This window comes from Schaalia sp. JY-X169 (assembly GCF_014069575.1).
GTDB lineage: Bacteria > Actinomycetota > Actinomycetes > Actinomycetales > Actinomycetaceae > Scrofimicrobium.
Map to the genome: position 1 here is coordinate 2,254,814 of NZ_CP059675.1, position 21,360 is coordinate 2,276,173.

General features: G+C 59.3%; 21 protein-coding genes, 1 tRNA gene and 1 other RNA gene. 7 read left to right on the forward strand and 16 right to left on the reverse strand.

Translation table 11 applies throughout. From position 1 onward, the window contains the following. Positions 1-25: 25 nt before the first annotated feature. The 3 genes from H2O65_RS09745 to H2O65_RS09755 all read left to right on the forward strand — a co-directional run bounded on the left by H2O65_RS09745 (position 26) and on the right by H2O65_RS09755 (position 1,220). On the forward strand, positions 26-535 hold the full coding sequence (locus tag H2O65_RS09745) for a phage holin family protein (protein ID WP_182141505.1): 510 nt from the start codon (positions 26-28) through the stop codon (positions 533-535). Continuing rightward, positions 532-840, forward strand: a complete 309-nt coding sequence (locus H2O65_RS09750) for a hypothetical protein (protein WP_182141506.1) — start codon at positions 532-534, stop codon at positions 838-840. The genes H2O65_RS09745 and H2O65_RS09750 overlap by 4 nt, the downstream gene beginning before the upstream one ends. Positions 841-983: 143 nt before the next feature. After that, the gene (locus H2O65_RS09755; protein ID WP_182142765.1) at positions 984-1,220 is read left to right on the forward strand and encodes a DUF3073 domain-containing protein; all 237 of its coding nucleotides are present in this window, start codon (positions 984-986) and stop codon (positions 1,218-1,220) included. 149 nt (positions 1,221-1,369) lie between these two features. Here the strand turns inward: H2O65_RS09755 and mnhG are convergent, their stop codons facing one another. The 6 genes from mnhG to H2O65_RS09785 are packed head-to-tail and all read right to left on the reverse strand — an operon-like array spanning position 1,370 to position 7,776. After that, positions 1,370-1,720, reverse strand: a complete 351-nt coding sequence (mnhG, locus tag H2O65_RS09760; protein ID WP_182141507.1) for a monovalent cation/H(+) antiporter subunit G — start codon at positions 1,718-1,720, stop codon at positions 1,370-1,372. Beyond that, the gene (locus H2O65_RS09765) at positions 1,717-2,151 is read right to left on the reverse strand and encodes a monovalent cation/H+ antiporter complex subunit F (RefSeq protein WP_182141508.1); all 435 of its coding nucleotides are present in this window, start codon (positions 2,149-2,151) and stop codon (positions 1,717-1,719) included. Before H2O65_RS09765 ends, mnhG begins: the two co-directional genes overlap by 4 nt. Further along, a complete protein-coding gene (locus H2O65_RS09770; RefSeq protein WP_182141509.1) occupies positions 2,148-2,708 on the reverse strand; it encodes a Na+/H+ antiporter subunit E in 561 nt (186 codons plus the stop codon). The genes H2O65_RS09765 and H2O65_RS09770 overlap by 4 nt, the downstream gene beginning before the upstream one ends. Continuing rightward, positions 2,698-4,464, reverse strand: a complete 1,767-nt coding sequence (locus tag H2O65_RS09775) for a Na+/H+ antiporter subunit D (RefSeq protein ID WP_259349518.1) — start codon at positions 4,462-4,464, stop codon at positions 2,698-2,700. Before H2O65_RS09775 ends, H2O65_RS09770 begins: the two co-directional genes overlap by 11 nt. Continuing rightward, positions 4,461-4,898 (reverse strand): Na(+)/H(+) antiporter subunit C, encoded by a 438-nt coding sequence (locus H2O65_RS09780; protein WP_220458747.1) that lies wholly within the window; start codon positions 4,896-4,898, stop codon positions 4,461-4,463. Before H2O65_RS09780 ends, H2O65_RS09775 begins: the two co-directional genes overlap by 4 nt. Before the next feature lies 1 nt (position 4,899). After that, positions 4,900-7,776, reverse strand: a complete 2,877-nt coding sequence (locus H2O65_RS09785) for a Na+/H+ antiporter subunit A (protein WP_182141511.1) — start codon at positions 7,774-7,776, stop codon at positions 4,900-4,902. Positions 7,777-7,947: 171 nt separating this feature from the next. Between H2O65_RS09785 and H2O65_RS09790 the strand changes: the two genes are divergently transcribed. Then, positions 7,948-10,191, forward strand: coding sequence for a (Fe-S)-binding protein (locus tag H2O65_RS09790; protein WP_182141512.1), 2,244 nt, complete (start codon positions 7,948-7,950; stop codon positions 10,189-10,191). On the opposite strand, the gene H2O65_RS09795 is transcribed toward H2O65_RS09790, so the two are convergent. From H2O65_RS09795 to H2O65_RS09810, 4 genes are all read right to left on the reverse strand, one after another. After that, positions 10,121-11,230, reverse strand: coding sequence for a hypothetical protein (locus tag H2O65_RS09795; RefSeq protein WP_182141513.1), 1,110 nt, complete (start codon positions 11,228-11,230; stop codon positions 10,121-10,123). The genes H2O65_RS09790 and H2O65_RS09795 overlap by 71 nt on opposite strands. A gap of 13 nt (positions 11,231-11,243) precedes the next feature. After that, a complete protein-coding gene (dcd, locus tag H2O65_RS09800) occupies positions 11,244-11,870 on the reverse strand; it encodes a dCTP deaminase (protein ID WP_182141514.1) in 627 nt (208 codons plus the stop codon). 24 nt (positions 11,871-11,894) lie between these two features. Continuing rightward, positions 11,895-12,929, reverse strand: a complete 1,035-nt coding sequence (locus tag H2O65_RS09805) for a low specificity L-threonine aldolase (protein WP_182141515.1) — start codon at positions 12,927-12,929, stop codon at positions 11,895-11,897. A 19-nt stretch (positions 12,930-12,948) separates the two neighbouring features. Continuing rightward, positions 12,949-13,022, reverse strand: a tRNA-Gly gene (locus H2O65_RS09810). 214 nt (positions 13,023-13,236) lie between these two features. On the opposite strand from H2O65_RS09810, the gene trxA reads away from it, so the two are divergent. Next, positions 13,237-13,596 (forward strand): thioredoxin, encoded by a 360-nt coding sequence (gene trxA / locus H2O65_RS09815; protein WP_182141516.1) that lies wholly within the window; start codon positions 13,237-13,239, stop codon positions 13,594-13,596. 184 nt (positions 13,597-13,780) lie between these two features. Here the strand turns inward: trxA and recR are convergent, their stop codons facing one another. The 3 genes from recR to ffs form a co-directional block, all read right to left on the reverse strand. Continuing rightward, positions 13,781-14,380 (reverse strand): recombination mediator RecR, encoded by a 600-nt coding sequence (recR, locus tag H2O65_RS09820; protein WP_182141517.1) that lies wholly within the window; start codon positions 14,378-14,380, stop codon positions 13,781-13,783. After that, positions 14,377-16,365, reverse strand: coding sequence for a DNA polymerase III subunit gamma and tau (locus H2O65_RS09825; protein WP_182141518.1), 1,989 nt, complete (start codon positions 16,363-16,365; stop codon positions 14,377-14,379). The genes recR and H2O65_RS09825 overlap by 4 nt, the downstream gene beginning before the upstream one ends. Before the next feature lie 98 nt (positions 16,366-16,463). Next, an RNA gene (gene ffs / locus H2O65_RS09830) (signal recognition particle sRNA small type) lies at positions 16,464-16,559 on the reverse strand. Positions 16,560-16,646: 87 nt separating this feature from the next. Between ffs and H2O65_RS09835 the strand changes: the two genes are divergently transcribed. Both H2O65_RS09835 and H2O65_RS09840 read left to right on the forward strand, forming a co-directional pair. Continuing rightward, positions 16,647-18,473 (forward strand): glycerophosphoryl diester phosphodiesterase membrane domain-containing protein, encoded by a 1,827-nt coding sequence (locus tag H2O65_RS09835; RefSeq protein ID WP_182141519.1) that lies wholly within the window; start codon positions 16,647-16,649, stop codon positions 18,471-18,473. A 74-nt stretch (positions 18,474-18,547) separates the two neighbouring features. Then, positions 18,548-18,916: a phage holin family protein gene (locus H2O65_RS09840; protein ID WP_182141520.1), complete on the forward strand. Its 369-nt coding sequence runs from the start codon at positions 18,548-18,550 to the stop codon at positions 18,914-18,916. 24 nt (positions 18,917-18,940) lie between these two features. Here the strand turns inward: H2O65_RS09840 and H2O65_RS09845 are convergent, their stop codons facing one another. The 3 genes from H2O65_RS09845 to H2O65_RS09855 are packed head-to-tail and all read right to left on the reverse strand — an operon-like array spanning position 18,941 to position 21,354. Further along, on the reverse strand, positions 18,941-19,090 hold the full coding sequence (locus H2O65_RS09845) for a methionine/alanine import family NSS transporter small subunit (RefSeq protein ID WP_182141521.1): 150 nt from the start codon (positions 19,088-19,090) through the stop codon (positions 18,941-18,943). Next, positions 19,087-20,718, reverse strand: a complete 1,632-nt coding sequence (locus H2O65_RS09850) for a sodium-dependent transporter (RefSeq protein WP_182141522.1) — start codon at positions 20,716-20,718, stop codon at positions 19,087-19,089. The genes H2O65_RS09845 and H2O65_RS09850 overlap by 4 nt, the downstream gene beginning before the upstream one ends. A 45-nt stretch (positions 20,719-20,763) precedes the next feature. Continuing rightward, on the reverse strand, positions 20,764-21,354 hold the full coding sequence (locus tag H2O65_RS09855) for a tyrosine-protein phosphatase (RefSeq protein WP_182142767.1): 591 nt from the start codon (positions 21,352-21,354) through the stop codon (positions 20,764-20,766). Positions 21,355-21,360 lie beyond the last annotated feature (6 nt).

Here is a 21,360-nt window from a genome sequence, read left to right on the forward strand (position 1 = left end):
GATGAAGGACAAAGAGGAGAGCGTCATGACTTCCCCTAGTGAAGAGGGCATCGAAGTAGTTGTGGAAGAGGTGGAATGGATTGATCCAACACCTCCAAAGCGTGCCCGACGGACTCGGCCCACACCTCCGGCTCCACACGCGTCGATTCCGGTGCTCATTGAGAATGCAGTCCAAGAGGTCAAGAGCTACTTTGAGTCCCAGTTGGAGGTGTTGAAGCTCAGGGCCAAGAGGACAGCTAGCCAGGCCGCAGCTTCGATCGTCATGATCGTTGCTGCCGTCCTTTTTGCCCTGCTTCTCCTGTGGTGGACATTCCACACCGCCGAGGTCGCTTTGGCATTGGTAGTACCCGCTTGGGCAGCTGCCCTGATCGTCTGGGGCATTCTTCTTCTCTTGGTCATCATCTTCGCGGCCGTTGGGGCGATTATGGCTTTGGGAGCAAAGAATGATGCACCGAACCCCAAAGAGATGGTCGAAGATGACATTCAGACGCTTAAGTCTGACCTCACACAAGCCAAGGAAGGACTGGACAAGTGAGCAAGACGTTTGCGCAGACCATCGAGGATCTGCAGAATAAGGCCACCTCAAGCAATGAGAAGCTGTCTGAAACCCTGCAGCAGCTACTGTATGAAGTTCAGCCTCAGACCCAACTTGACTACCTGCTCGCTCAGGCCAAGTATCAGGCCGAAGTGGCAGCCTACAATGCCCTAACGACCCTGGATGAGGCACGTGACGGTGATGAGGATGCCCGCATGAAGGTGGCCAAGGCTGCGGCCATCGGTGCTGCAGTTGTGGGGATCTGCATCCTTCGCCGCTCAATGAAGCGGCGACGCAGACACTAACAGCAGGACCCGGTGCGAGCACGCCCACCACGTGGTCGTGTAGCAAACCGTCCGCACATCGCGGTAGAATGTGCCCGCGACAGAATTATTTGGATCCAGGGGACCGGATTACGGACCCGCAAGAGGTAGAGGGGGTCGACGCCATGGGGCGCGGCCGTCAAAAGGCAAAGCACATGAAAGTGGCGCGCAGCCTCAAGTATTACAGTCCTGAGACTGATCTTGATGCACTGCAGCGTGAGTTAACCATGTCCGGTGACCAGACGTCGGGGGCGGATGAAGAGTCCGACCCTAAGGACGATGACGAGTGGGCTGAAGATCCATGGGATACGCCCTCATCGTCCTATGCGGGCGCTTGGGAAGAGTACGAGGATAAGGATTAGCCGCCCGGCTACCTGACTCATCCATCCCACATCCGTGAAATGTATGCGTGGGGACCAGAAGTGACTCTGGGGTACGCACCCCAGGCATACATTTGGCCCCGCCGTATACATTTTAAAGAAGACTCGGGTGGTGGACGCCCATCTTAGGCCTAGTCCTTTTCCTCAGGCTCAAGCTGGTCCACGACTAGGAACGCCGTCTTTGCCAGCCCTCCACGGTAGGATGCCCGCCCCAACAGGTGTGATGCAACCGGAGCCGCAATCATTTGGATTGCGAGCACCGCAAGACTGATGGCCACCCAGGCCCACGACCGCAACGTCAAGGTCAAACCGCCCAGGATCAGCATCAACCCCAAGAGTTGTGGCTTCGCTGCTGCATGGGTACGGGAAAATAGGTCGGGCAGCCTGACAAGGCCAAGCGCAGCAACAAAAGTGAAGAACGCTCCCGCAAGAACCATTAGTGCGCCGACCACATCAAGGATCGCGCCGAAGTCTATGCTCATGCTGTTCCCTCCGACTGCGAGGGATCTGCCCCGCCGACGTCGCCCGTCGTCTGAGCCGCTTCGTCCTGGCCCACTATCTGAGCCGCATCGGGGTCACCAACTAACGCAGGCTCATCCGCGTCGCCCCTTACCTGCGGTGGAACAATTCGGTGTCCAGGGCGGCGACTCACGCCAACGCCTGTGAATCGCGAAACGGTCACAGTGGAGAAGAAGGCTGTGAGGGCAAAAACGATCATCAGGGCCGCGAGGTCGTAGCGGTTTTGGAAGATAATCAGGATCGCCACCACGCCGACAATGGACGCCGAGAAGACATCGATCGAAACGGCGCGGTCCAAAGCCGTCGGCCCCTTCACAAGCCGGTAGGTCGCCAGCACCATAGCCGCGACGAGGGCGACTATTGCGACTGCAAGTATCATTGCCACTGGCGTCATACCGCGCTCTCCTTACCCTGTCGGCTCCTGGCCAGCCCTGTTTCTCTCAGCACTTTCGAGGGCGCAAATGCGAGCAGCACACGCTTCTCTTGAGCAGACACCTCTTTGCGAACGCCCTCGATACCACCGTGAGTCTTCATATCGAGGACGTGCAAATACAGCGCCTTTTCAGTCCGCGAGGCCTCAACCACAATGGTTCCGGGCACCATGGAAGTCATGGCCGCAACCATAGTCATGTACACCGGGTTGTCGCTTCTGACAGGGCACTTGACGATCCCATCCTCATGGGGATGGCCAGACACGACCAGCCACGAAACCTGTACACCTGCAACAAGCAGGTCGTAGAGGAAACGTAGTGCCAGAACAATGAAAGACACGGGGCGTACGTGCCAGAGGTTAGGCATGATCGGTAAGGGAAATACTATCTGCACCCCAACCGCAACCAGCAGTCCACCTACGATGACTAGCCAGTCAAGCGACCCAAACACCGCTAGCCACACGAGGAGAAGCCAGGCAGTCATCGAGAAGGAGACATGACGTCGCACCTTAGCTGGCATCAGAACCCCCGATCTCTGGCAAAGTCGGCTCTGTAGGAAGGAGTGGTGGAGCTGGATTCAGGTCCTCCCACGGCGGGTGGAAGGGAGGAAGCTTCGACGTGCCACCGCCGCGACCGTCCTCGCCCAAGACGGCGGTCACGTAACTATCCCGATCCATCATGTTCTCTGCAGCACCTGCTGCAAAGGAGTAGATGGGACCAGAGAACGCTGCCATTCCGAGCTGGAGCACAACCAGTGCTGTAGCAACCGAGTACATTATGGCATTCGACGCTCCCCCACCACGTTCCACTTCAGTCTTAGCTGCCAGCGCGTACTTCTCCGTTGCCCGCCCGTCACGCACAGCCTGTTCGAAGCGACGCAGTCGACGCTCCTGGCGACCAGAAAGTCTCTGCCCCTCTGTGGGGACAACGAAGTCATCAAACTCAACTCTCTTGGGCTGCCAGAATGCCCTGCTCCAGAATTTGACCGCCACATAGAGCGTTAGGAAGGACGTCAGTATCCCGGCGGCCATCAGGGAGTACGCCATAGGAGTACCGACCTGCACGGATGCTTGGGCCAAACCGAGCTTCCCAATGAAGCCCGTCATGGGCGGCATCCCCACCAGGTTTAGTGCCGTGATCAGAAAGAGGATCGAAAGCCCAGGATGATCCCGAGCAAGGTCGTGCAAGCGGGTCAGTGATGTCGTCCCACGCGCACGTTCGATCAGACCAACGATGAGGAACAGTGCTGTCTGCACAATAATGTGGTGCGCCGCGTAGTAGATGGCGCCACCGAGGCCGGCGACAGTCCCCAGCGAGATACCCCACATCATGAAACCAATGTGAGAGATCAGAGTAAACGACAGGAGTCGTTTGGCGTCATCTTGGGCGACCGCCCCCAAAATGCCGATCAACATTGAGAGAATTCCAACGACCCCGAGGAGCAGACTCAAACGGTCGCCCGGGAAAATCACGAACTGCAGACGAATGATCGCGTAGACGCCAACCTTGGTCAAGAGGCCGGCGAAGACGGCGGTGACTGGTGCGGGCGCTGTTGGATAGGAGTCGGGAAGCCATGATGCCAGCGGGAAAATGGCCGCCTTGACACCGAACGCAACCAGGAGGATCACCTGCATGATCAGCGTCGTCGAGGGCGGTAGCTCCGCTAACCTGACCGACAGCTGCGCCATGTTAACCGTGCCCGTTGCGCCGTAAATCCATGCAATGCCGATTAGGAAAAGCACGGAAGACATAAGGGAAACGACGACGTAAACAGTTCCGGACCGGACGCGCCCTCGGGTCCCCCCAAGAGTGATGAGGACGAATGAGGCCGCAAGGAGGATCTCAAACCCAACGTACAGGTTGAAGAGGTCGCCGGTCAGGAACGAGTTGGACACCCCCGCGGAGAGGATCAGGAACGTCGGATAGAACACCGCAACCGGGGATGTTGGCACAGGATCAGAAACATTCTCACCTATCGAGTAGAGGAGTACTGCAAGCGCAACAATCTGCGACACCACCAACATCAGTGTCGACAAACGGTCCGCCACCAGTGTGATACCGATCGGTGCCGCCCACGATCCAACATCGAGGACGACTGGGCCCTGTGCGGCCCCGAAAATCAGGAACACTCCGACGATTGTCGCGGCCAGCATTCCAGCGAGTGCGATGACCTGCTGAATGCGGGGATGACGACTTGCTACCAGGGCGGCTCCCGCCGAAACCATGGGGATAAGGACGGGAAGCGGCACTAACCACGCCAGGGATGCCGGGTTCACCTGTTGTCCTCTTGGTCATAGAAGATCTCAGCGTCTTCGGTACCCTGCGTGTAGAGCTCCTCCAGGCTTTCATCACCCTGACGGCGGGCTTGACGCGCAACGCGGCGGTCCTCAATATCGTCCACAACCTCGTCATTACCCGTCAGAAGCCAGGAGCGGTAGGCAAGCGCGAGGCCGAATGCAGTGGTTCCCAGGGAGAGGACGATGGACGTGAGGATCAGGGCCTGCGGGAGCGGGTCCACTATGGTGTCAGCCGTCCCGCCCAGTAATGGCGGCATCCCTCCTGAGCCTCCCATTGCAAGGATGAGGACGTTAACGCCGTTGGTGATCAGTGCCAGACCAATAAAGATGCGGGATAGGGTGCGTTCAAGGGTGAGGTAAACCCCTGCGCCGACCAGCACGCCCACGAAAATGAAGACAACTAGCGAAGGCAACTTACACACCCCCCTTGGTGCGCGTCGCAGTGGACGATCCGTAAGCTCTTGGCGGGCGATCGCCCTGGCGGTCGACTTCCGCTCCCAGTGCTGAAACCAAGTCGACAATCAGACCCATGACGAGGATGTAAACCCCAACATCCAGGATCATCGCGGTTGTGAAGTGCAGTTCCCCCAGTGCGCCCAAGGGAATGTCGACCGGTGTGGACTGGAAGGGCACGTTGCCGAAGAGGAGTGGTGCCGCGCCGCCTGCCGCTGCAACGAACAGGCCCGTTCCAAGAAGGTAGCCCGCAGGGATCGGCATTGCCTCACCCAACTCATAGCGCCCACCAGCCAAGTAGCGCAGCACGAATGCCAGACCTGCGACGACGCCCCCGACGAACCCGCCACCCGGTTCGTTGTGCCCAATCAGCAAGAGCCAGATCGAAAGGACAATCATGGTGGGAAACAGCAAGCGCGTAGCAACTTCCAAAACCATGGAGCGGTCATGCGGGCGCAATGCTGAAGCGCCCGGCAGGAAGCGGCCGGGCTTAGCGGAACGCTTGCTGATTCGGTCGATCCGGCCCGTCCTCGACATCACGTAGATCAGTGATGCGACACCTGTTGCGGTGACCAGAAGGACCGACAGTTCGCCCATTGTGTCCCAGGCTCGGATGTCAACCAGGATGACGTTGACTATGTTGCGTCCGTGGCCGAACTCCAACGCTTCCCTAGGCATCAGTTCCGAGACAGGGGTGTGGATGCGAGCAGAGAAAGAGTAGTAGCCACCGACAGCGGTGATGGTGCCCGCAAGGGTACCGACGAAAACTTTAGAAATCTTGCTGGAGACCAGGGGTCGTGTGGAGAAGTAGGTTGGTAGTTTGCGGAAGACGAGGATGAACACCACGATGCTGACGGCCTCGACTGCGAGCTGCGTCAGGGCCAAGTCTGGGGCGCCGTGGATCGCAAAGAGTAGGGAGACCGACATTCCAACAGCGCCCAACGCCAGGGCCGCGCGGATGCGCCTTCGCGCCCTGACGGTGGCGAACACAGCGATGATCCCCACGCCCACAATTGCTGCTTGAAGCGCTGAATCCCACAGCGGAGGAAGGTTGCGCGGCGGGTTGGCCCGCAGGATCGCGTAGGTGGTAAGGGCAGCCGCTGAAAGCATGATCGTCGCTAGTTCACCAGGCAGGGAACCCCTTTGAATAAAGGAGGTGACGCGGTTTGCAAAAAGCTCAAGATCCCTCAGGGACAGGGCAAAGACTCGGGCTGCAGATATTGGTGTGCGGATTGACCTTTGGAACTTGGAGACCTGGGGGCGGAACACTGCCAGCAGGACACCGCCGATCAGAATGACCAGGGTAATGAGGGCGGGAGCCCAACCCGACCAGAGAGCAATATGCGGATAGCCCGACATGCCTTTGGTGGGGCCTGTTGGTGAGGTGAGTAGCTGCTCAAGCGGATGCGCGGCCAAACCAAGGAATGCACCGCTGGCAAGAATAACAATCGGACCGATGACAAGCTTTGAAAGGGGACGAACCTTGACCTCAACCTTGATCTTCTTGGTCCCGAAAGCCCCCCACCAGAAACGCCAGGCGTAACCAATTGTCATCATCGACCCCAGGGCGAGCACCACGAGCATCATCATGTTCGCCGTGGACCCTCCGGGAAGTCCCGGTGAGTAACCACCTTCAAGCAGCGCTGAGATTAGAGACTCTTTGCCAACGTAGCCTAGGGTGATTGGAATCCCAGCCATCGACAGGGCAGCCAGGCCCGCAAAGGTTGCCAGCACCGGCATGCGACGCGCCAATCCTGTGAGCTCCCAGAGATCGCGGGTTCCCGTGGCACTTTCTACAGCACCGACGGTCAGGAACAGCGAAGATTTGAAGAGCGCGTGGGACAGCATGATAACGAGGCCGGCTGCCAGTGCGGCTGCGGTCCCCATGCCCACAGCGGCAATCATCAGTCCCAGCTGCGATACTGTGCCGTAAGCGAGGATTAGTTTGAGGTCGCGCTGACGCAAGGCCAAATAGGAGCCGTGCAGCATCGTATAGAGGCCGATGACCACAGCTAGCATCGACCAACCGGGAACAAGCGTGAACCCGGGTGTGAACCGTGCAATTAGATAAACGCCGGCCTTCACCATTGCGGCTGCATGGAGGTAGGCAGAGACCGGGGTGGGAGCAGCCATCGCGCCCGGAAGCCAGAAGCTAAACGGCACCTGCGCTGACTTGGAAAGGCCCCCGACTAAGACCAACAACGCCGCCACAATAACGAGGGGCTGAGTAGGGTCCAAACCCCCTGTTTGCAGCGAGTGGATTAGCTCTGAAGCCCGGAATGAGCCTCCCGGTGTAACGCCGAGTATCACTAGCCCAGCGAACATGACTAAGCCGCCGAAACCCGTGACTAAGAACGCCTGACGGGCAGCGGCTCGTGCTGGGGCGCGCGTGGAGTGGTGACCAATCAGCAGGTACGACAGAACCGCCGTCATCTCCCAGAAGAGGTACATGATCATCGTCTGGTCGGCGACCACCACGCCATACATGGCTGCAGCAAAAGCCATGAAAAAGGTTGCGAACCTTGTCAGGCCAGCAGCGCTGCTTGAAAAATAGCGCGACGAATACACCAGAACGGCAGCCCCTACGCCACCAACCAGTATCATCATCAGCCACGACAGTGTGTCCAAGCGGAAGACGATGTCCAGGCTCAAAGTGGGAACCCAAGAAACGACCTCGAATCGATCCTCACGGAACACACTCGGCGTCTGCAAGAGGGCCCAAATTGCAGCAGATGCCGGTGCAAGTGCCAGAACCAGAAAAGAGTTTCGCCCCCACAGTCGCACCGCTAGTGGAGCGCAAAGCGCTGCAACAAGTTGCACTATGAGCAGCGCGAACATTCTCTGTGCAAGCCTCTCGTCTTGGGGGTGGGCATATTAGGAACCAAGCGTGCAGAACGGAAGATTCAACATGGGTTGACCACTAGCAGAATGATTCTAGCTTGCCTGTTTCATCGCTCTCACCCTGAAAGGGGATAATGAGCCATCCGCGGAATTGTTAGGAGCCCCACCATGGCGTCGGCTGCAGTGACCTATCTCTGTATAGGTCTGGCACTTTTTACCAGCGTCATTGGCTGGACCGTGTTCATTCGCGGTGTGGCGCGTATTGTCACGGTGATCCGAGACGGCGCGGCTGAGAGTGGCCGGTGGAACTCCCCGTGGAAGAGGCTGTGGACGTCGCTGCGGGTCTCACTATCCCACGACACCTTTAAGAACCGGCCGGTGGTTCGCGTCGCACACTGGCTGGTCATGGTGTCGTTTGTCGTCCTCGTCCTGACGCTTGTGGCATCGTACGGGCAGCTCTTCAACCCTCTCTACACCCTCCCAATCCTGGGCCACTCTGTCGTGTGGAACTGGGTTGTTGAGGTACTGGCCGCCCTCGGAGCCGCGTCGATCATCGCTCTTTTTACCATCAGGATCGCCACGATGGTTCGAGCTAAGCGAAGCGGCCAACCCCGCTCTTCCCGCTTCTTCGGGTCCACCCGCTGGCAGGCATGGTTTGTGGAAGGTGTCGTCGCGACCGTCTGCCTGGCTGTCCTTTTCAGCCACGGTTTCCAGTACGCCCTCGGACAACACGTTGGCGATCCGTTTGCCACACCGTTGCACTACCCCCTGACCTCATGGTTCGGATCCCTCGTCTCCGGGTGGAGCGGCGAAGCCCTCGCCAACGCGGTCGTCATCGTTGTCACCGTGAAGATTGTGGCGTCGATGGTGTGGATGCTCATCGTTGGTTCGGACATTGCCATGAGTATTTCGTGGCACCGCTTCCTGGCGCCCGTGAACATCGCGGCCGGGCGCAACGCCGACGGAGGCAAGTCTTTGGGTGCGCTCTCCCTGCCGCTGGTCGCCGGCAACCCTACTCCCCATCTGGCTGAGGGCTTTGAAGAGGTCGAAGAATCCGTCTCCCCTACCGATCCCGATCAGAGGCCCGCTGTGATCGGCCTCGGATCCACTGAAGACCTGACGTGGAAAGACCGGCTGGACTTCATGTCCTGCACGGAGTGTGGCCGGTGTCAGGACCTGTGCCCCGCATGGAACACTGAGAAACCACTGTCACCGAAGCTCATGATCATGGCGCTTCGTGACAATGCCGTCGCCGCATCCGGCTTCACCCCGACAAACCAGGCCGGCCCAGACACGTCAGACGTCCTCGGCGCATTGAAGGCCGCCAACACTGCTGGTCCCGAAGGCGTCGCCCCAGACAATGCCGCCCTCGCAGGGGGCGTGCTCAACCCGGACGTACTCTGGGATTGCACCATGTGCGGGGCGTGCGTCGACCAGTGTCCCGTCGACATTGAACACATCGACCACATCGGCAACATGCGCCGCTTCCAAGTACTGATGGAATCCGCGTTCCCCCGCGAACTGACGCGACCCTTCAGGGCCATGGAAACCAAGTCCAACCCCTACAACCAGTCTCCCCGCAAGCGCCTGGACTGGGCGGCCAAACTCGACTTTGATTTCCCTGTGATCGGCGAGGACGTAGAGGACGCCACCGATCTCGACTACCTCTTCTGGGTGGGGTGCGCCGGAGCATACGATGAGAAGGCGAAACGCACCACCGCCGCGGTTGCGGAGCTGCTTCACACCGCGGGTGTTTCGTTCGGGGTCCTCGGATCTGCGGAGGGTTGCACAGGTGACCCTGCTCGCCGCGCCGGCAATGAGATCCTCTTCCAAATGCTTGCGGAAGCATCCATTGAAACCCTGGACGAAGTCAAAGCCAAGCGGATCGTGGTGACATGCGCGCACTGCTTCAACTCGATTGCCAACGAGTTCCCCCAGCTTGGTGGCCACTACGACGTCATCCACCACACGCAACTGCTAAATCGTCTGGTCCGGGAGGGGGCGCTGACTCCGGTTGCGCCAGACCCGGAGCAGGCGCAAACCGTGACCTACCACGACCCGTGCTTCCTTGGGCGTCACAACAGGATCTATGAGCCACCCCGGGAGCTCCTTGGCTCTGACGTCAACCTCGACCTAGTTGAAATGCCCCAAAGCCGGGAACTCGCGATGTGTTGCGGTGCCGGCGGTGCTAGGGCATGGATGGAAGAGACCCGTGGAACTCGGATTGCTTCCGCAAGGGTTGATCAAGCCCTCTCCACGGGCGCGACCACCGTTGCCACAGCATGCCCCTTCTGCACACAAATGTTGGACTCGGCGATCCCTTCCGAGGCAGATCTAGAAGTTAAGGACGTGGCGGTTCTTCTACTTGAGGGGGTTCATCGAGGGAAAGAAGGAACCCGTCCTCGTCAATAACTGCGCAGTTAGGCAGGGACGTCGCTATCACGGCGGCGGCAGTTTCAGCGATCTGTTCCGCCCTGTTGCGTTCAAGGCGCACGCGTCGGGAGCGCGGGGCCTGGTGGGAAGATGAAGAAAGCTCTTCGGGGACGGCCCAGACGACCTCGTAAACAAAGAGAGGTGGTTTCGCCCAACGTTCCCAACGCAAAACCCGGGGGACAAATGTCTCGGGTCGCACCCCGATGAGGATCTGTGAAGCCGACGTCACCGGAGCCAATAACGCGTAGGGTATGCCCGGCGCAACAGATGCGGGACCGTCCTCGTTGGGTAACGCGACATCTGGAATGTAGGTGGACAGCCAGTCGAGCAGCTGCTCGGGCCCAACCCACTGATCGGTGAGGACACGCAAACTCACTGACGCATCCGCGTCAGCCCGAATGACGACCCCACTACCCGCAACCCGCACGCTACCGCGCAGGCGGTGTGCGATGCGGCGCATGACATCAAGGACCTTCTGCTCAACCCCAACCGGCATCCCCGTCGGGAACGCCCTCGCCCACTCATCAAACGCCATCACTGCGCTACTTGGCGGTGCGCCTCGCCTGGCGGGACAGCGCAACAGCCACACCTGTTCGTTGTCCGAGGGCGACCCGAGGGCGGCGGCGGTATCCTCATCTAGTGACCAGGGCCCCTCAAGAGTCACACTCTCTTGCAACTGGAGGATCCCGGGTGCCAGCCACCCGGCCTCATTCCACACGGAAACCGCCAGCGCTTCCACGTCATCAGGCGTGACTTCGTCAGGCACCAGCAAGAGGTGGTAAGCCTGCGCCATTGATGCCTCAAGGTTGCCACGGGGCTGCGAACGTTCAACACTTAGGGGCAGGGGGGCGGCCTCATCCACAACCAATTCCCCCGTCTCCGCGAAACTGAAGGTTGCGGTCGACCCAACCCCATCCAGCACGTTCAAATCGGTCTCAACCAGGGGGTTGGGACTTTCCTTGAGGTGCGCGATGCGGTCGTAAATGGACCTGCGCGGCGGGGTCGGCGCGCCACTCATCTGCCGCATCCCATCATTGGACTCCACCTGCGTCAGATGAGTCGGCTGGCACAGGGGCCGAGGGCGGAACATGAACCCGGTCAAACCGCAGGTGAGAGCGGGAGGCCGTGGGGCCACGCTGTCCCTGATAGTGGGAGCCGAGCGTTGCGGACCCATACGGCGCCTGGGCTGGGCTCGACAGGTTGAAGAAGCACAACTGTCCGATGCGCATGCCAGGGTAGAGCAGGATCGGCATGGTCGCAGTGTTGGACAACTCGAGGGTAACGTGTCCGGCGAAACCCGGATCGATGAAGCCCGCGGTTGAGTGTGTCAACAACCCGAGGCGCCCCAAGGAAGACTTGCCCTCCAAACGGGCCGCGACGTCGTCACCAAGCGCTACCTTTTCCAATGTGGCGCCAAGGACGAACTCGCCGGGATGGAGAACAAACGGCTCGTCCTCGTTGACCTCAACCCTTCGGGTCAGCTCTGGTTGCGCCACGGAAGGGTCAATCACCGCGTACCGATGGTTGTCGAAAAGCCTGAAGACGCGGTCCAGCCGGACGTCAATGCTGGCTGGCTGCACCAGCCCAAGGTCAAGCGGGTCCAACTGGATGCGACCGCCCTCGATGGCAGTGTGAATATCACGATCACTCAGAAGCATAGGAGCATCATCCCACGTCCGGGCTCAGCATCCGCGAATTGCCCGGACGAGGTCGACTATGTCCCTTTCAGTAGTGTCAAAAGAGGCCATGAGGCGAACAAGGTCGGGGTCGCCCGGCCAGTCATAGAAATGGAAGCGGCTGCGGGCGCGCTTCTTCTGCTCCGCGTTCAACTTGGCGAAGACCACGTTGGACTCAACCGCGTAGGGAATTGGCACCACTGCCTGTAGTTCATCCCCGAGGCGGGTGGCCATTTCATTAGCGTGGAGTGCCGATTGCCGCCACAGATCGCCCTCGTACAAAGCGAGAAGCTGGGCCGATATGAAGCGCATTTTGGACCCCAACGCCATGTTGGTCTTGCGCAGGTAGTCAATCCCGGTGGCGAGTTGCGGGTTCAAGACCACGACGGCCTCGGCGCCCATCGCCCCATTCTTTGTTCCACCCAGGCTCAGAACGTCAACGCCAACGTCCGTGGTGATCTCACGGAATGTCGAGTTCAGGTGTGCGGCAGCGTTGGAAAGTCGTGAGCCATCGACGTGAAGAGCCATGCCGTTGTCGTGGGCAAAGTCGGCGAGGGCGCGTACCTCTTGCGGCGTGTAGCAGGTGCCGAGCTCCGTGACCTGCGAGATTGACAGCGCAAGAGGTTGGGAGCGATGCGGATCCCCCCACCCCCACGCTTCAGTAGCAGCCAGATCCGGGGTTAGTTTTCCGTCGGGAGTGTCGACGCCCAGGATTTTGATTGCGCCGACTTTTTCAGGGGCTCCGCCCTCGTCCCGATTGATGTGGGCAGTGTGAGGGGCGATCACCGCGCCCCACCGCGGGAGGACTGACTGCAACGCAATAACGTTGGCGCCTGTACCGTTGAAAACCGGGTAGATCTGGGTTTCGTCACCGAAGAGTTGGGTTGCGAGGGCGCCTAGGCGCTGCGTCCAAGGGTCTTCCCCATACGAGGTCGCGTGTCCGACATTGGCTTCGGCGAGGGCGGCCAGGATCTCCGGGTGGACGCCCGAATAGTTGTCGGAGGCAAAACTGCGTGAACGATCAGCATTGTTGTCAGTCATGAGGTAACGCTAAATCAAATGGAGCGGATGACGAGAATCGAACTCGCGCTATCTGCTTGGGAAGCAGAAGTTCTACCATTGAACTACATCCGCATGTCGCTTGGACGTCCTACAGTCTAGCAAGAAAATTTTCGGGCGGGTAACTGGTGCTCAGACTCGTCACCCCCTCGGCCGTGACGAAGCTAATACCCCACCCGGTATTTCTACGCGGGGAGCGGAAACAACCGACTGATTGGCCTTCTGCCCTGCCCTGGAGTTGCAAAAGTCAGTACGCTGGGCATAGCAATCTGATTTACGGAGGAGAACAATGAGCACCAAAGACCTCACGGCCGAAGACTTCGAGGCAACGGTAACTGAAAACCCGATCGTCCTGGTCGACTTCTGGGCCGCGTGGTGTGGCCCTTGCCGCCAGTTCGCACCTGTCTATGACAAGGCTTCTGAAAAGAATGCCGACATTGTCTTCGGCAAGGTGGACACGGAGGCTCAGCAGGAACTGGCTGCCATGGCTCAGATCACTTCCATCCCAACGCTTATGGCATTCCGTGATGGAATCGCTGTTTTCCGTCAGGCTGGCGCACTGCCAGGACATGCACTTGATGATTTGATCGGACAGATCCGCGACCTCGACATGGATGAGGTACGCAAGCAGATCGACGCCGCAAACTAGCAGGCGCTTGACAGCCCCTACGCCCGTCCCCACGCGCCCCTGCGGCGGGCCCGCCCCATACGCCCCTACGCCCGTCCCCACGCGAAATGTATACGTGGGGACGGAATGTGCGTCTGGGGTACGTACCCCACGGTCACTTTTGGCCCCCACGTATACATTTGGGGAGGGCCACCCTCAGGTTAGGCTAGATGCGCAGTCGCCCCTCCAGAGCTCGACCCAAGGTCACCTCATCGGCATACTCAAGGTCGCCGCCGACCGGAAGCCCTGATGCCAGGCGCGTAACAGACACACCCATCGGTATGACGCTGCGCGCAATGTACGAGGACGTGGCCTCGCCCTCCACCGTTGGGTTCGTCGCCAGAATCACCTCTTGCACAGTCCCGTCACCCAAGCGCGCAAAGAGCTCCCGGATTCGCAAGGAATCAGCTCCAACCCCCGCAAGTGGATCTATAACGCCCCCCAACACGTGATACATGCCGCGGAAGGCCCGCGTCTTTTCAATTGCGTTGATGTCTTTCGCTTCTTCCACAACGCAGAGGACGGTACTGTCTCTACGGGTGTCAGAGCAGATCGAGCAAACCTCAGCCTCTGTGACATTGCCGCAGATCGAGCAGAAATGGACGTTCTGCTTCACAGCTTCGATTGCTGAGACCAACTCCTGAACTTCGGAACCTTCAGCTCCAAGCAGGTGAAAAGCCAATCTCTGTGCACTCTTCGGCCCGATCCCGGGCAGAGCACCCAACTGATCTATCAGATCCTGGATCGCTCCTTCGAAGCCACTCATTCCTCACCGTCCAGGTCAAACGCCGACAGTTCCTCTTCCGGGGGTTCCACTGGCTCGGGGCCATCGAAATCCCCTGGTGACTGGGCATCGGAGGGGATCGCCACAATCTTCTCGTCTATCACCGAGCCCCCAAGAATACCGAGGACCATATCCACCGCCGGGCGTCCCTTGTAGGACGGGGTTGAGTTGGGTTCCGGCACCGGGCCGGCATCCGGGGTCGGCTCCGGTTCCGGGGTCGGCTCCAGGGTCTGGGCGGAATCTGTGTCCGTCTGGGAATCGTCCACGTCCGCGCGAGGTTCCCGTTCAGCCTCTGCACTTTCGTCACCGCGCCCAAATCCCGCAATGACGTTGTCGAGATCTTCAATCCAGTGTGCCTGCACCGACACGGTCGCCTCCAACATGTTGCTCAAGATCAACGCCAGCTTCTCAGAGCCCCCCATGCGGTCAAACTGGTTGACGGTTGTCGGATCAAGCAAGAAGATATGTGAGGTGAAACCATCGGCTTCCACCCCGCGGAAGTTCCGAAGCAATGAGGGAAAAACGGACCCCATCTGGCCCATCTTCTCGATGATCTCTACCCAGTGCAGCCTGACAAAAGCAGCATCTGGGAACTGCGTGTCACCATCGGACTGCGGCAGAGCAGGTGACGCACCGGGTCGATCCGCAGGCACCGACCGGGCAGGTGGCGGTCCCGTCTGCGGCGCAGGAGCCGAGCGGGCAGGGGTCGACTGAACTGGCGCGGGTCCTTGCGGCGCAGGTGCGGATTGGGCAGATGTGGATTGGGCAGATGCGGATTGCGCGGGTATAGATCGGGCCGGCACCTGGCGGGCAGGCGCCAACTGAACGGGTGCCGGTGCGTCCTGCATGGATGGCTGCACCGCCGGAGCCTGCCCCTTCACCAACAGGCGGGCTAGGAGCAGTTCCAATTGCAGTCGGGGCGCCGTAGCCCCCGACATCTCCCGGAGTGCAGATTCAACTATGTCCGCACTCCGCGACAGCAGGCGGCTACCCCACTTTGAGGCCTGTGTATGCATGACAACCAACTGGTCAGCAGGTGTTTCCACCAGGATGTCTGATGCCCTTTCCCCAGCCAAAGCGCATACCATCAGGTCACGTAAGCGCTGCAGCAGATCCTCAACAAAACGTCGGGGCTCCTGGCCTGTCGCGATGATCTCTTCAACGATCCTGAACGCGGCGGCACCATCACCATCACCCAGTGCGTCGACCGCCCTCTCCAGTATGGATGCGTCGGTGTACCCGAGCAGTTCAACAGCCTTCTCAACGGTCACGACACCGTCAGACCCCGCGATGAGCTGGTCGAGCACAGACAGTGAGTCCCGCACAGATCCGCCGCCGCTACGAATGATGAGCGGATACACGCCCTCGTCAACCTGAACGCCCTCCTTCGCTGCCAGATCGCGCAGGAACGGACCAAGTACGGATGGTGCGACCAGGCGGAACGGGTAGTGGTACGTGCGTGACCGGATTGTGTTGATGACCTTGTCCGGCTCAGTTGTCGCGAAAATGAACTTGACGTGTTCGGGTGGTTCCTCAACCACCTTCAGAAGGGCATTGAACCCCTGTGGTGTCACCATGTGGGCTTCGTCAAGGATGAAAATGCGGTAGCGATCACGCGTTGGGGCGAACGCAACCCGGTCACGAAGAGTCCTTGCGTCCTCGACCTTATTGTTGGACGCCGCATCAATTTCCACTACGTCCAGGGAACCCGGGCCCCCTGATGCCAACTCCACACATGAATCGCAGACTCCACACGGACTCGAAGTCGGCCCTTGGGCACAGTTCAAACTGCGCGCAAGTATTCGCGCCGACGTGGTCTTGCCACAACCACGCGGACCTGAAAAGAGGTATGCGTGCGTGACGCGTCCACTGTCGAGGGCGGTCTGCAACGCATCGGTCACGTGACTTTGACCGATGACGTCCTGGAATGTGTCTGGCCTATAACGGCGGTACAGTGCTGTGCTCACAATTAGACCTTAGAACCTCCGGGAAACAGCGGCACCTAACGACGAAGTCACTGCGGAAAACGCCAATCACAGCGAACTGTGGAAAACCGCATTTAGGTATAAGTGATCCCCCGCGCACCCGACAGAGCGACCGTATCCTTGCTGCCTTCCGGCCCTGGGGAGGTTCGGGTGATGCCGTCGCACGGGGGATCGCCACAATCCTACACGCTCGGGCCCGGCCCGACAGAATCCCCAAGTGATGAGAGAATCACTACCAGGTTCAAGTAGAAGGAGCCCAAGCAATGCCAGCAGGCCAAGAAGCTGCCGCAAGCGAAGATGGCCCCACAACCATGGGACCACTCGCTCTACTGAAGACCTCCTGGAATGCCGTCATGGCCGTCAAGGGTCGACTTTTCCTCCTCATCATCCTCAGCAACCTAGTTCTCACGGCGTTGGCATTTCCCCTTGCCCACTGGGTTTTCCGTGAAGCACTGCGCGCGGACGGCATGTATGCCATTGATATGGATGACTTTGCGATTGCGCCGGGGTTCCCCATCACCGTACTGCTGCTCGCGATTGCCCTGCTCATAGTGTTACTCGCGTTGGTCGTTGAGTTTGCCGCGATCCTCCTGCTCCTGCACGACCCCGCGCTGACATGGAAGCAACTGGGTCGTGAGGTACTCAGGGTTGGTAGGAAGGTTCTCCACCCCTCGTCCATTTGGCTCGCCCTCTACCTCCTTGTCCTAGTTCCCCTCTCCGGCTTCGGATTCACTTCGGCGGCTCTGAACGGAGTCGCCGTCCCAAACTTCATCACCGAGGAGCTCGACAAGCAGACCTTCACCCGGGTCGCCCTCGTCGTTCTTTACGTGATTCTGGGTTACGTCAACATCCGCCTGACAGCAACGCTTCCGATCTTTGTACTTTCCAAAGATGGTCAGACGAGGGCGCTTTCAACCAGTTGGCGCATCACCCGTGGTTTGCGCCCATGGACGCTGGTCGTTGCCGTCGTCGTCTTGATCGCCGGATTGTCCGCGGTTTCAGTTGCTGGTTTCTACCTTCTTCTTTCTCCCACGTTCCTCGCGGACAACGTGGCTCCCGCAGCCTCACCCGTGGTCGCAGGACTCTCTTTCGGGGCCGCGCAGGTCCTCTCTCTTCTCTTGACCGGCTTTGCCGTAGCGCTCCTCGCGGGTATTCTCACCGCCTACAGTGCCGCCCACACGAGCAAAGTCACCCCCTTCTCCCAGACCCCCGCTTTGAAGAAGAGCAGGCGAATCGGCGTGGCCAACACCACGATTGCCGTTTCTGCCATGGCAGTCCTTGGCGTCCTCGCCATTCCCACAATGTACGCAATCTCAGACCATCCCGAGACAATCGTCATTGCTCACCGCGGCTTCACGCAGGGCGGGGTTGAGAACACGATTGAGGCGCTCGAGGCCGCAAATGCCGCGGGAGCTGAGATTGTCGAGTTCGACACCATGCAAACCAAAGATGGCAGGTTTGTTGTCATGCACGACACCGACCTCGGACGCCTCACCGGGAAGTCCGTGAAGGTGAAGGACCTTACCCTGGACGAACTGACCGCGATGACTGTGCACGACAATGCAGGCAACAGTGGGCAGATCCCCTCCCTGGTCGAGTACGTCACGCGCGCGAATGAACTGGATCAGCCGCTACTCATCGAACTTAAGCTTTCGGGGGCAGAGACTGAAACACACGTTCAGGATCTGTTGGACACGTTGGACGAGGGCGATCTACTTGGGGGCCACCTTTTCCATACGTTGGACAAGGCATCTGCAGATGAGCTGAAGAGCCTTCTCCCCAACACGACCATTGGCTACATCATGCCGTTTGCAGGACTGGGGATTCCACAGACTCACGCTGACTTCCTCGTCCTCGAAGAATCCTCTGCTGGTGCGCAGATGCAACGGGACACGACTGATGCGGGCATGGGCTATGTCGTGTGGACCGTCAACACGAAGGATGGACTGAACGTGAGGATGATTGACGGCGTGGACGCAGTCATCACTGATCGGCCAGACTGGGCGCTGACAATCCGCGAGCACCTTCAAGAGGACAGCGGGCTAGCCGGCAGACTCTCCCACATTATGTCGTCGCTGTTCACCATCTAGTTGTTGAAGAGTCCCCCGAGGGACGAAGATGGGGCCGTACACAATATTCGACGCACAATCTGAAAGGCGCCACCATGAAGGGCATGGGCATCAAACTCGCAATATTCTTTGGCTCGTCCGCGATCGGGTTGCTGGTGGCATCCCTGTCACTGCGTGGGTTCACGATGACCTTCTGGGGATTCCTAGTTGCAGTGGTCGTTTTCTCGGTGGCCCAGTCGATCGTGGCGCCACTTGTCGCCAAGCTCATCGAAAAGTACGCGGCGTCTGCCATCAGCCTCGTTGGGATCATCTCAGCGTTCCTGGCCCTTTTGGTGGCCACGCTGTTCACGGGTGGTCTGCGGATCTCAGGTGTTGGCACATGGGTGCTCGCCACGCTCCTGGTGTGGATCATTCCCGCGATTGCAACGATGCTTCTTCCGAAGGTTTTCTCTTCGGCCGACTAGACGAGCCGCCCGGTCGCCCCGGGTTTAGTCGTCCCCCGGGTCATCTCCCGCTTCCCCACCGGGTGGGAAGTGGGAAACCTCAGGGTTGCGCACAAGGAAGATGATGCTGGCAACAAGCCCGCCCCAGATGATGAGCAGCGCGAACACTAAGAAGAGGATTGCTGTCGTCGTCACTTTTGCACTCCTTCGCTGGTATTCGCCGCGCTAGAAACGCCCGCCCCACCGTGGCCCTTATGCGCCTGGGAAAGGGCGGTGTACGACGGCGAGTACGACGGCCAAGCCTCAAACTTCATCGGGTCCGTACGCCACTTGGTCGTTGTCAGTATCCCCGCGCCGACAACCATCGCGGCGATTACACCCCACCCGAATATCAGCAGATACCCCGTGGAATACCCGCCGTAGGGCTCAGCGATGAGCGCCTCGATAGCAGATAGCAGCATGTAGGTGAGGACAACGGGACTGAGAACCGACACCAGCACCCACCATCCCCATTTCACTTTGAATGTGGACAGTTCACTGAGGTGGGTGAACAGTTCTGGGCCACTACGTCGCACCCACATCACCGTGATTGTCATGGCTATGGCAGCGCCAACGATCCCCAGGTTGTTGGCCCAGTTGTCGATTGTGTCGAGGGCGAAGAGGCCGGTAGCGGTCCCAAAGAGAACCACTGAAACTAGCGCCAACGGGATCCCAAGTCGGTACACAGCCTGCGCTCTGGTGAGACCGAACTTGTCGATAAACCCAGCAAAAATCACTTCAAGGATAGAGATGAGGGATGTCAGGCCCGCAAGCGTCAAGGACCCGAAGAAGAGCAGGCCGAAGAACTGGCCCCCGGGCATCTCGGAGATGATTGCAGGGAACGTCATGAACGCGAGCGTTACGCCTGTGAGTCCTTCGAGTTCGCTGACCGCAACTCCCTGCTGGTGAGCGAAGAACCCCAGCGTTGAGAACACTCCGATCCCGGCCAGGATCTCGAAAGAGGAGTTGCCAAAGGCAATGATCAGTCCAGGGGAGGTCAGGTTGGTGCGGCGCTTGCGGTAGGACGAGTACGTCATCATTATGCCGAAGCCAACCGACAGGGAGAAGAAGATTTGGGAGTAGGCGGCAACCCATACCGATGGGTCGCCGAGGGCGCTCAGGTCGGGTGTGAAGAGTGCGTTGAGGCCTTCACTTGCACCGGGCAGGAAGAGGGCGCGGACCACCAGAATCAGGAAGCCAACTACCAGAAGAGGTATGGCCACGATGTTGACGCGCTGCACACCTTTCGCGACACCAGCACGCAAGACCGCAAGCGTGATGATCCACATGAGCGCAAGTGGGACGAGGACGCTGGGCACGAATGCCATTGAGAACAGTGAGCCGTCCGTTGGGACCTGCAGGTAATCGCCGGTGAAGAAGCCGGGTGCATCCGCGCCCCACCGCAGATCGAATGAGTAGACAAAGAAGCTCGAGGACCAGGCAAGCACCGCCGTGTAGTAGATCGCGATGAAGACGCAGATCATGACTTGGAACCACCCGATGCTCTCCCCGAGGAAGCCCGCAACTCGGCGTAGTGCCAGCGGCGGGGAGCCCTTGAAGCGGTGTCCGATCGCGTAGTCGAGGAAGAGGATGGGGATCCCGGCGGTGAGAAGGGCAATCAGGTATGGGATGAGAAAGGCTCCACCGCCACTCTCATACGCGACTCCAGGGAAGCGCCAGATGTTCCCTAGTCCAACTGCCGAGCCGATGGCAGAGAGGATAAAGCCAACCTGTCCGGTCCATTCGCCCCGCTTGGGTGCAACTTGCGCTTCTACTGCTGCCACGCTCTGGTATCCCCACTACTTCCACTGGTGCTGTCCGGTGCAAGTTTAGGGATTTGTTGGAAACATGCGTCCTCGTCTCGCCAGTTGTCGGACGAGGGCCGCAACAGCGGCCATGTCAATGCTTCCGGAATCTGGAACCTTCGCCATCATGTCTTTCATATTGGCTTCCATCTTTGCGAGCCACGCGCCCTGCAAGTTGGCCTGCGTCTGCACATAGTTGGCGACAATGTCGTCGTCGGATACCCCCAGCAGGGCCTGCGTTAGTGCGATGACCACACCCGTGCGGTCCTTTCCTGCCGTGCAGTGAACCAGTGCCGCACCACTTTGAGTTGCGGTTGCGATAGCTGCGATGCTCTGCGCTAGTTCGGTCGGAGAACTTGCGATCATTGATTGGTAGAGGTCGCTGACGGTTGGAACGTTCGCCATCATCGACTTGATGGATCCCGAGAGGATCGGAATCTTCACAACATTGAACCCAGCGTCTTTGAAGTATCGTGGTTGCGACTCGATCTCTGGATCTGTGTGAGAATTTGTCCCATGACAGAAGAAGGGGAAACCGCGGACAGAGCCGATTCCAAGGCGGTGTGACCTAGGTGAACCACGGGAAGAACGGCGAGCACCAAGGACTTCACTCAGCGCTGA

Bases quoted from the DNA above. Each gene is read 5' to 3' on its own strand.
- H2O65_RS09745 (WP_182141505.1), top strand. From the start codon at position 26: ATGACTTCCCCTAGTGAAGAGGGCATCGAAGTAGTTGTGGAAGAGGTG.
- H2O65_RS09755 (WP_182142765.1), top strand. From the start codon at position 984: ATGGGGCGCGGCCGTCAAAAGGCAAAGCACATGAAAGTGGCGCGCAGC.
- mnhG (WP_182141507.1), bottom strand. From the start codon at position 1,720: ATGAGCATAGACTTCGGCGCGATCCTTGATGTGGTCGGCGCACTAATG.
- H2O65_RS09765 (WP_182141508.1), bottom strand. From the start codon at position 2,151: ATGACGCCAGTGGCAATGATACTTGCAGTCGCAATAGTCGCCCTCGTC.
- H2O65_RS09770 (WP_182141509.1), bottom strand. From the start codon at position 2,708: ATGCCAGCTAAGGTGCGACGTCATGTCTCCTTCTCGATGACTGCCTGG.
- H2O65_RS09785 (WP_182141511.1), bottom strand. From the start codon at position 7,776: ATGTTCGCGCTGCTCATAGTGCAACTTGTTGCAGCGCTTTGCGCTCCA.
- H2O65_RS09790 (WP_182141512.1), top strand. From the start codon at position 7,948: ATGGCGTCGGCTGCAGTGACCTATCTCTGTATAGGTCTGGCACTTTTT.
- H2O65_RS09795 (WP_182141513.1), bottom strand. From the start codon at position 11,230: ATGAGTGGCGCGCCGACCCCGCCGCGCAGGTCCATTTACGACCGCATC.
- dcd (WP_182141514.1), bottom strand. From the start codon at position 11,870: ATGCTTCTGAGTGATCGTGATATTCACACTGCCATCGAGGGCGGTCGC.
- H2O65_RS09805 (WP_182141515.1), bottom strand. From the start codon at position 12,929: ATGACTGACAACAATGCTGATCGTTCACGCAGTTTTGCCTCCGACAAC.
- trxA (WP_182141516.1), top strand. From the start codon at position 13,237: ATGAGCACCAAAGACCTCACGGCCGAAGACTTCGAGGCAACGGTAACT.
- recR (WP_182141517.1), bottom strand. From the start codon at position 14,380: ATGAGTGGCTTCGAAGGAGCGATCCAGGATCTGATAGATCAGTTGGGT.
- H2O65_RS09835 (WP_182141519.1), top strand. From the start codon at position 16,647: ATGCCAGCAGGCCAAGAAGCTGCCGCAAGCGAAGATGGCCCCACAACC.
- H2O65_RS09840 (WP_182141520.1), top strand. From the start codon at position 18,548: ATGAAGGGCATGGGCATCAAACTCGCAATATTCTTTGGCTCGTCCGCG.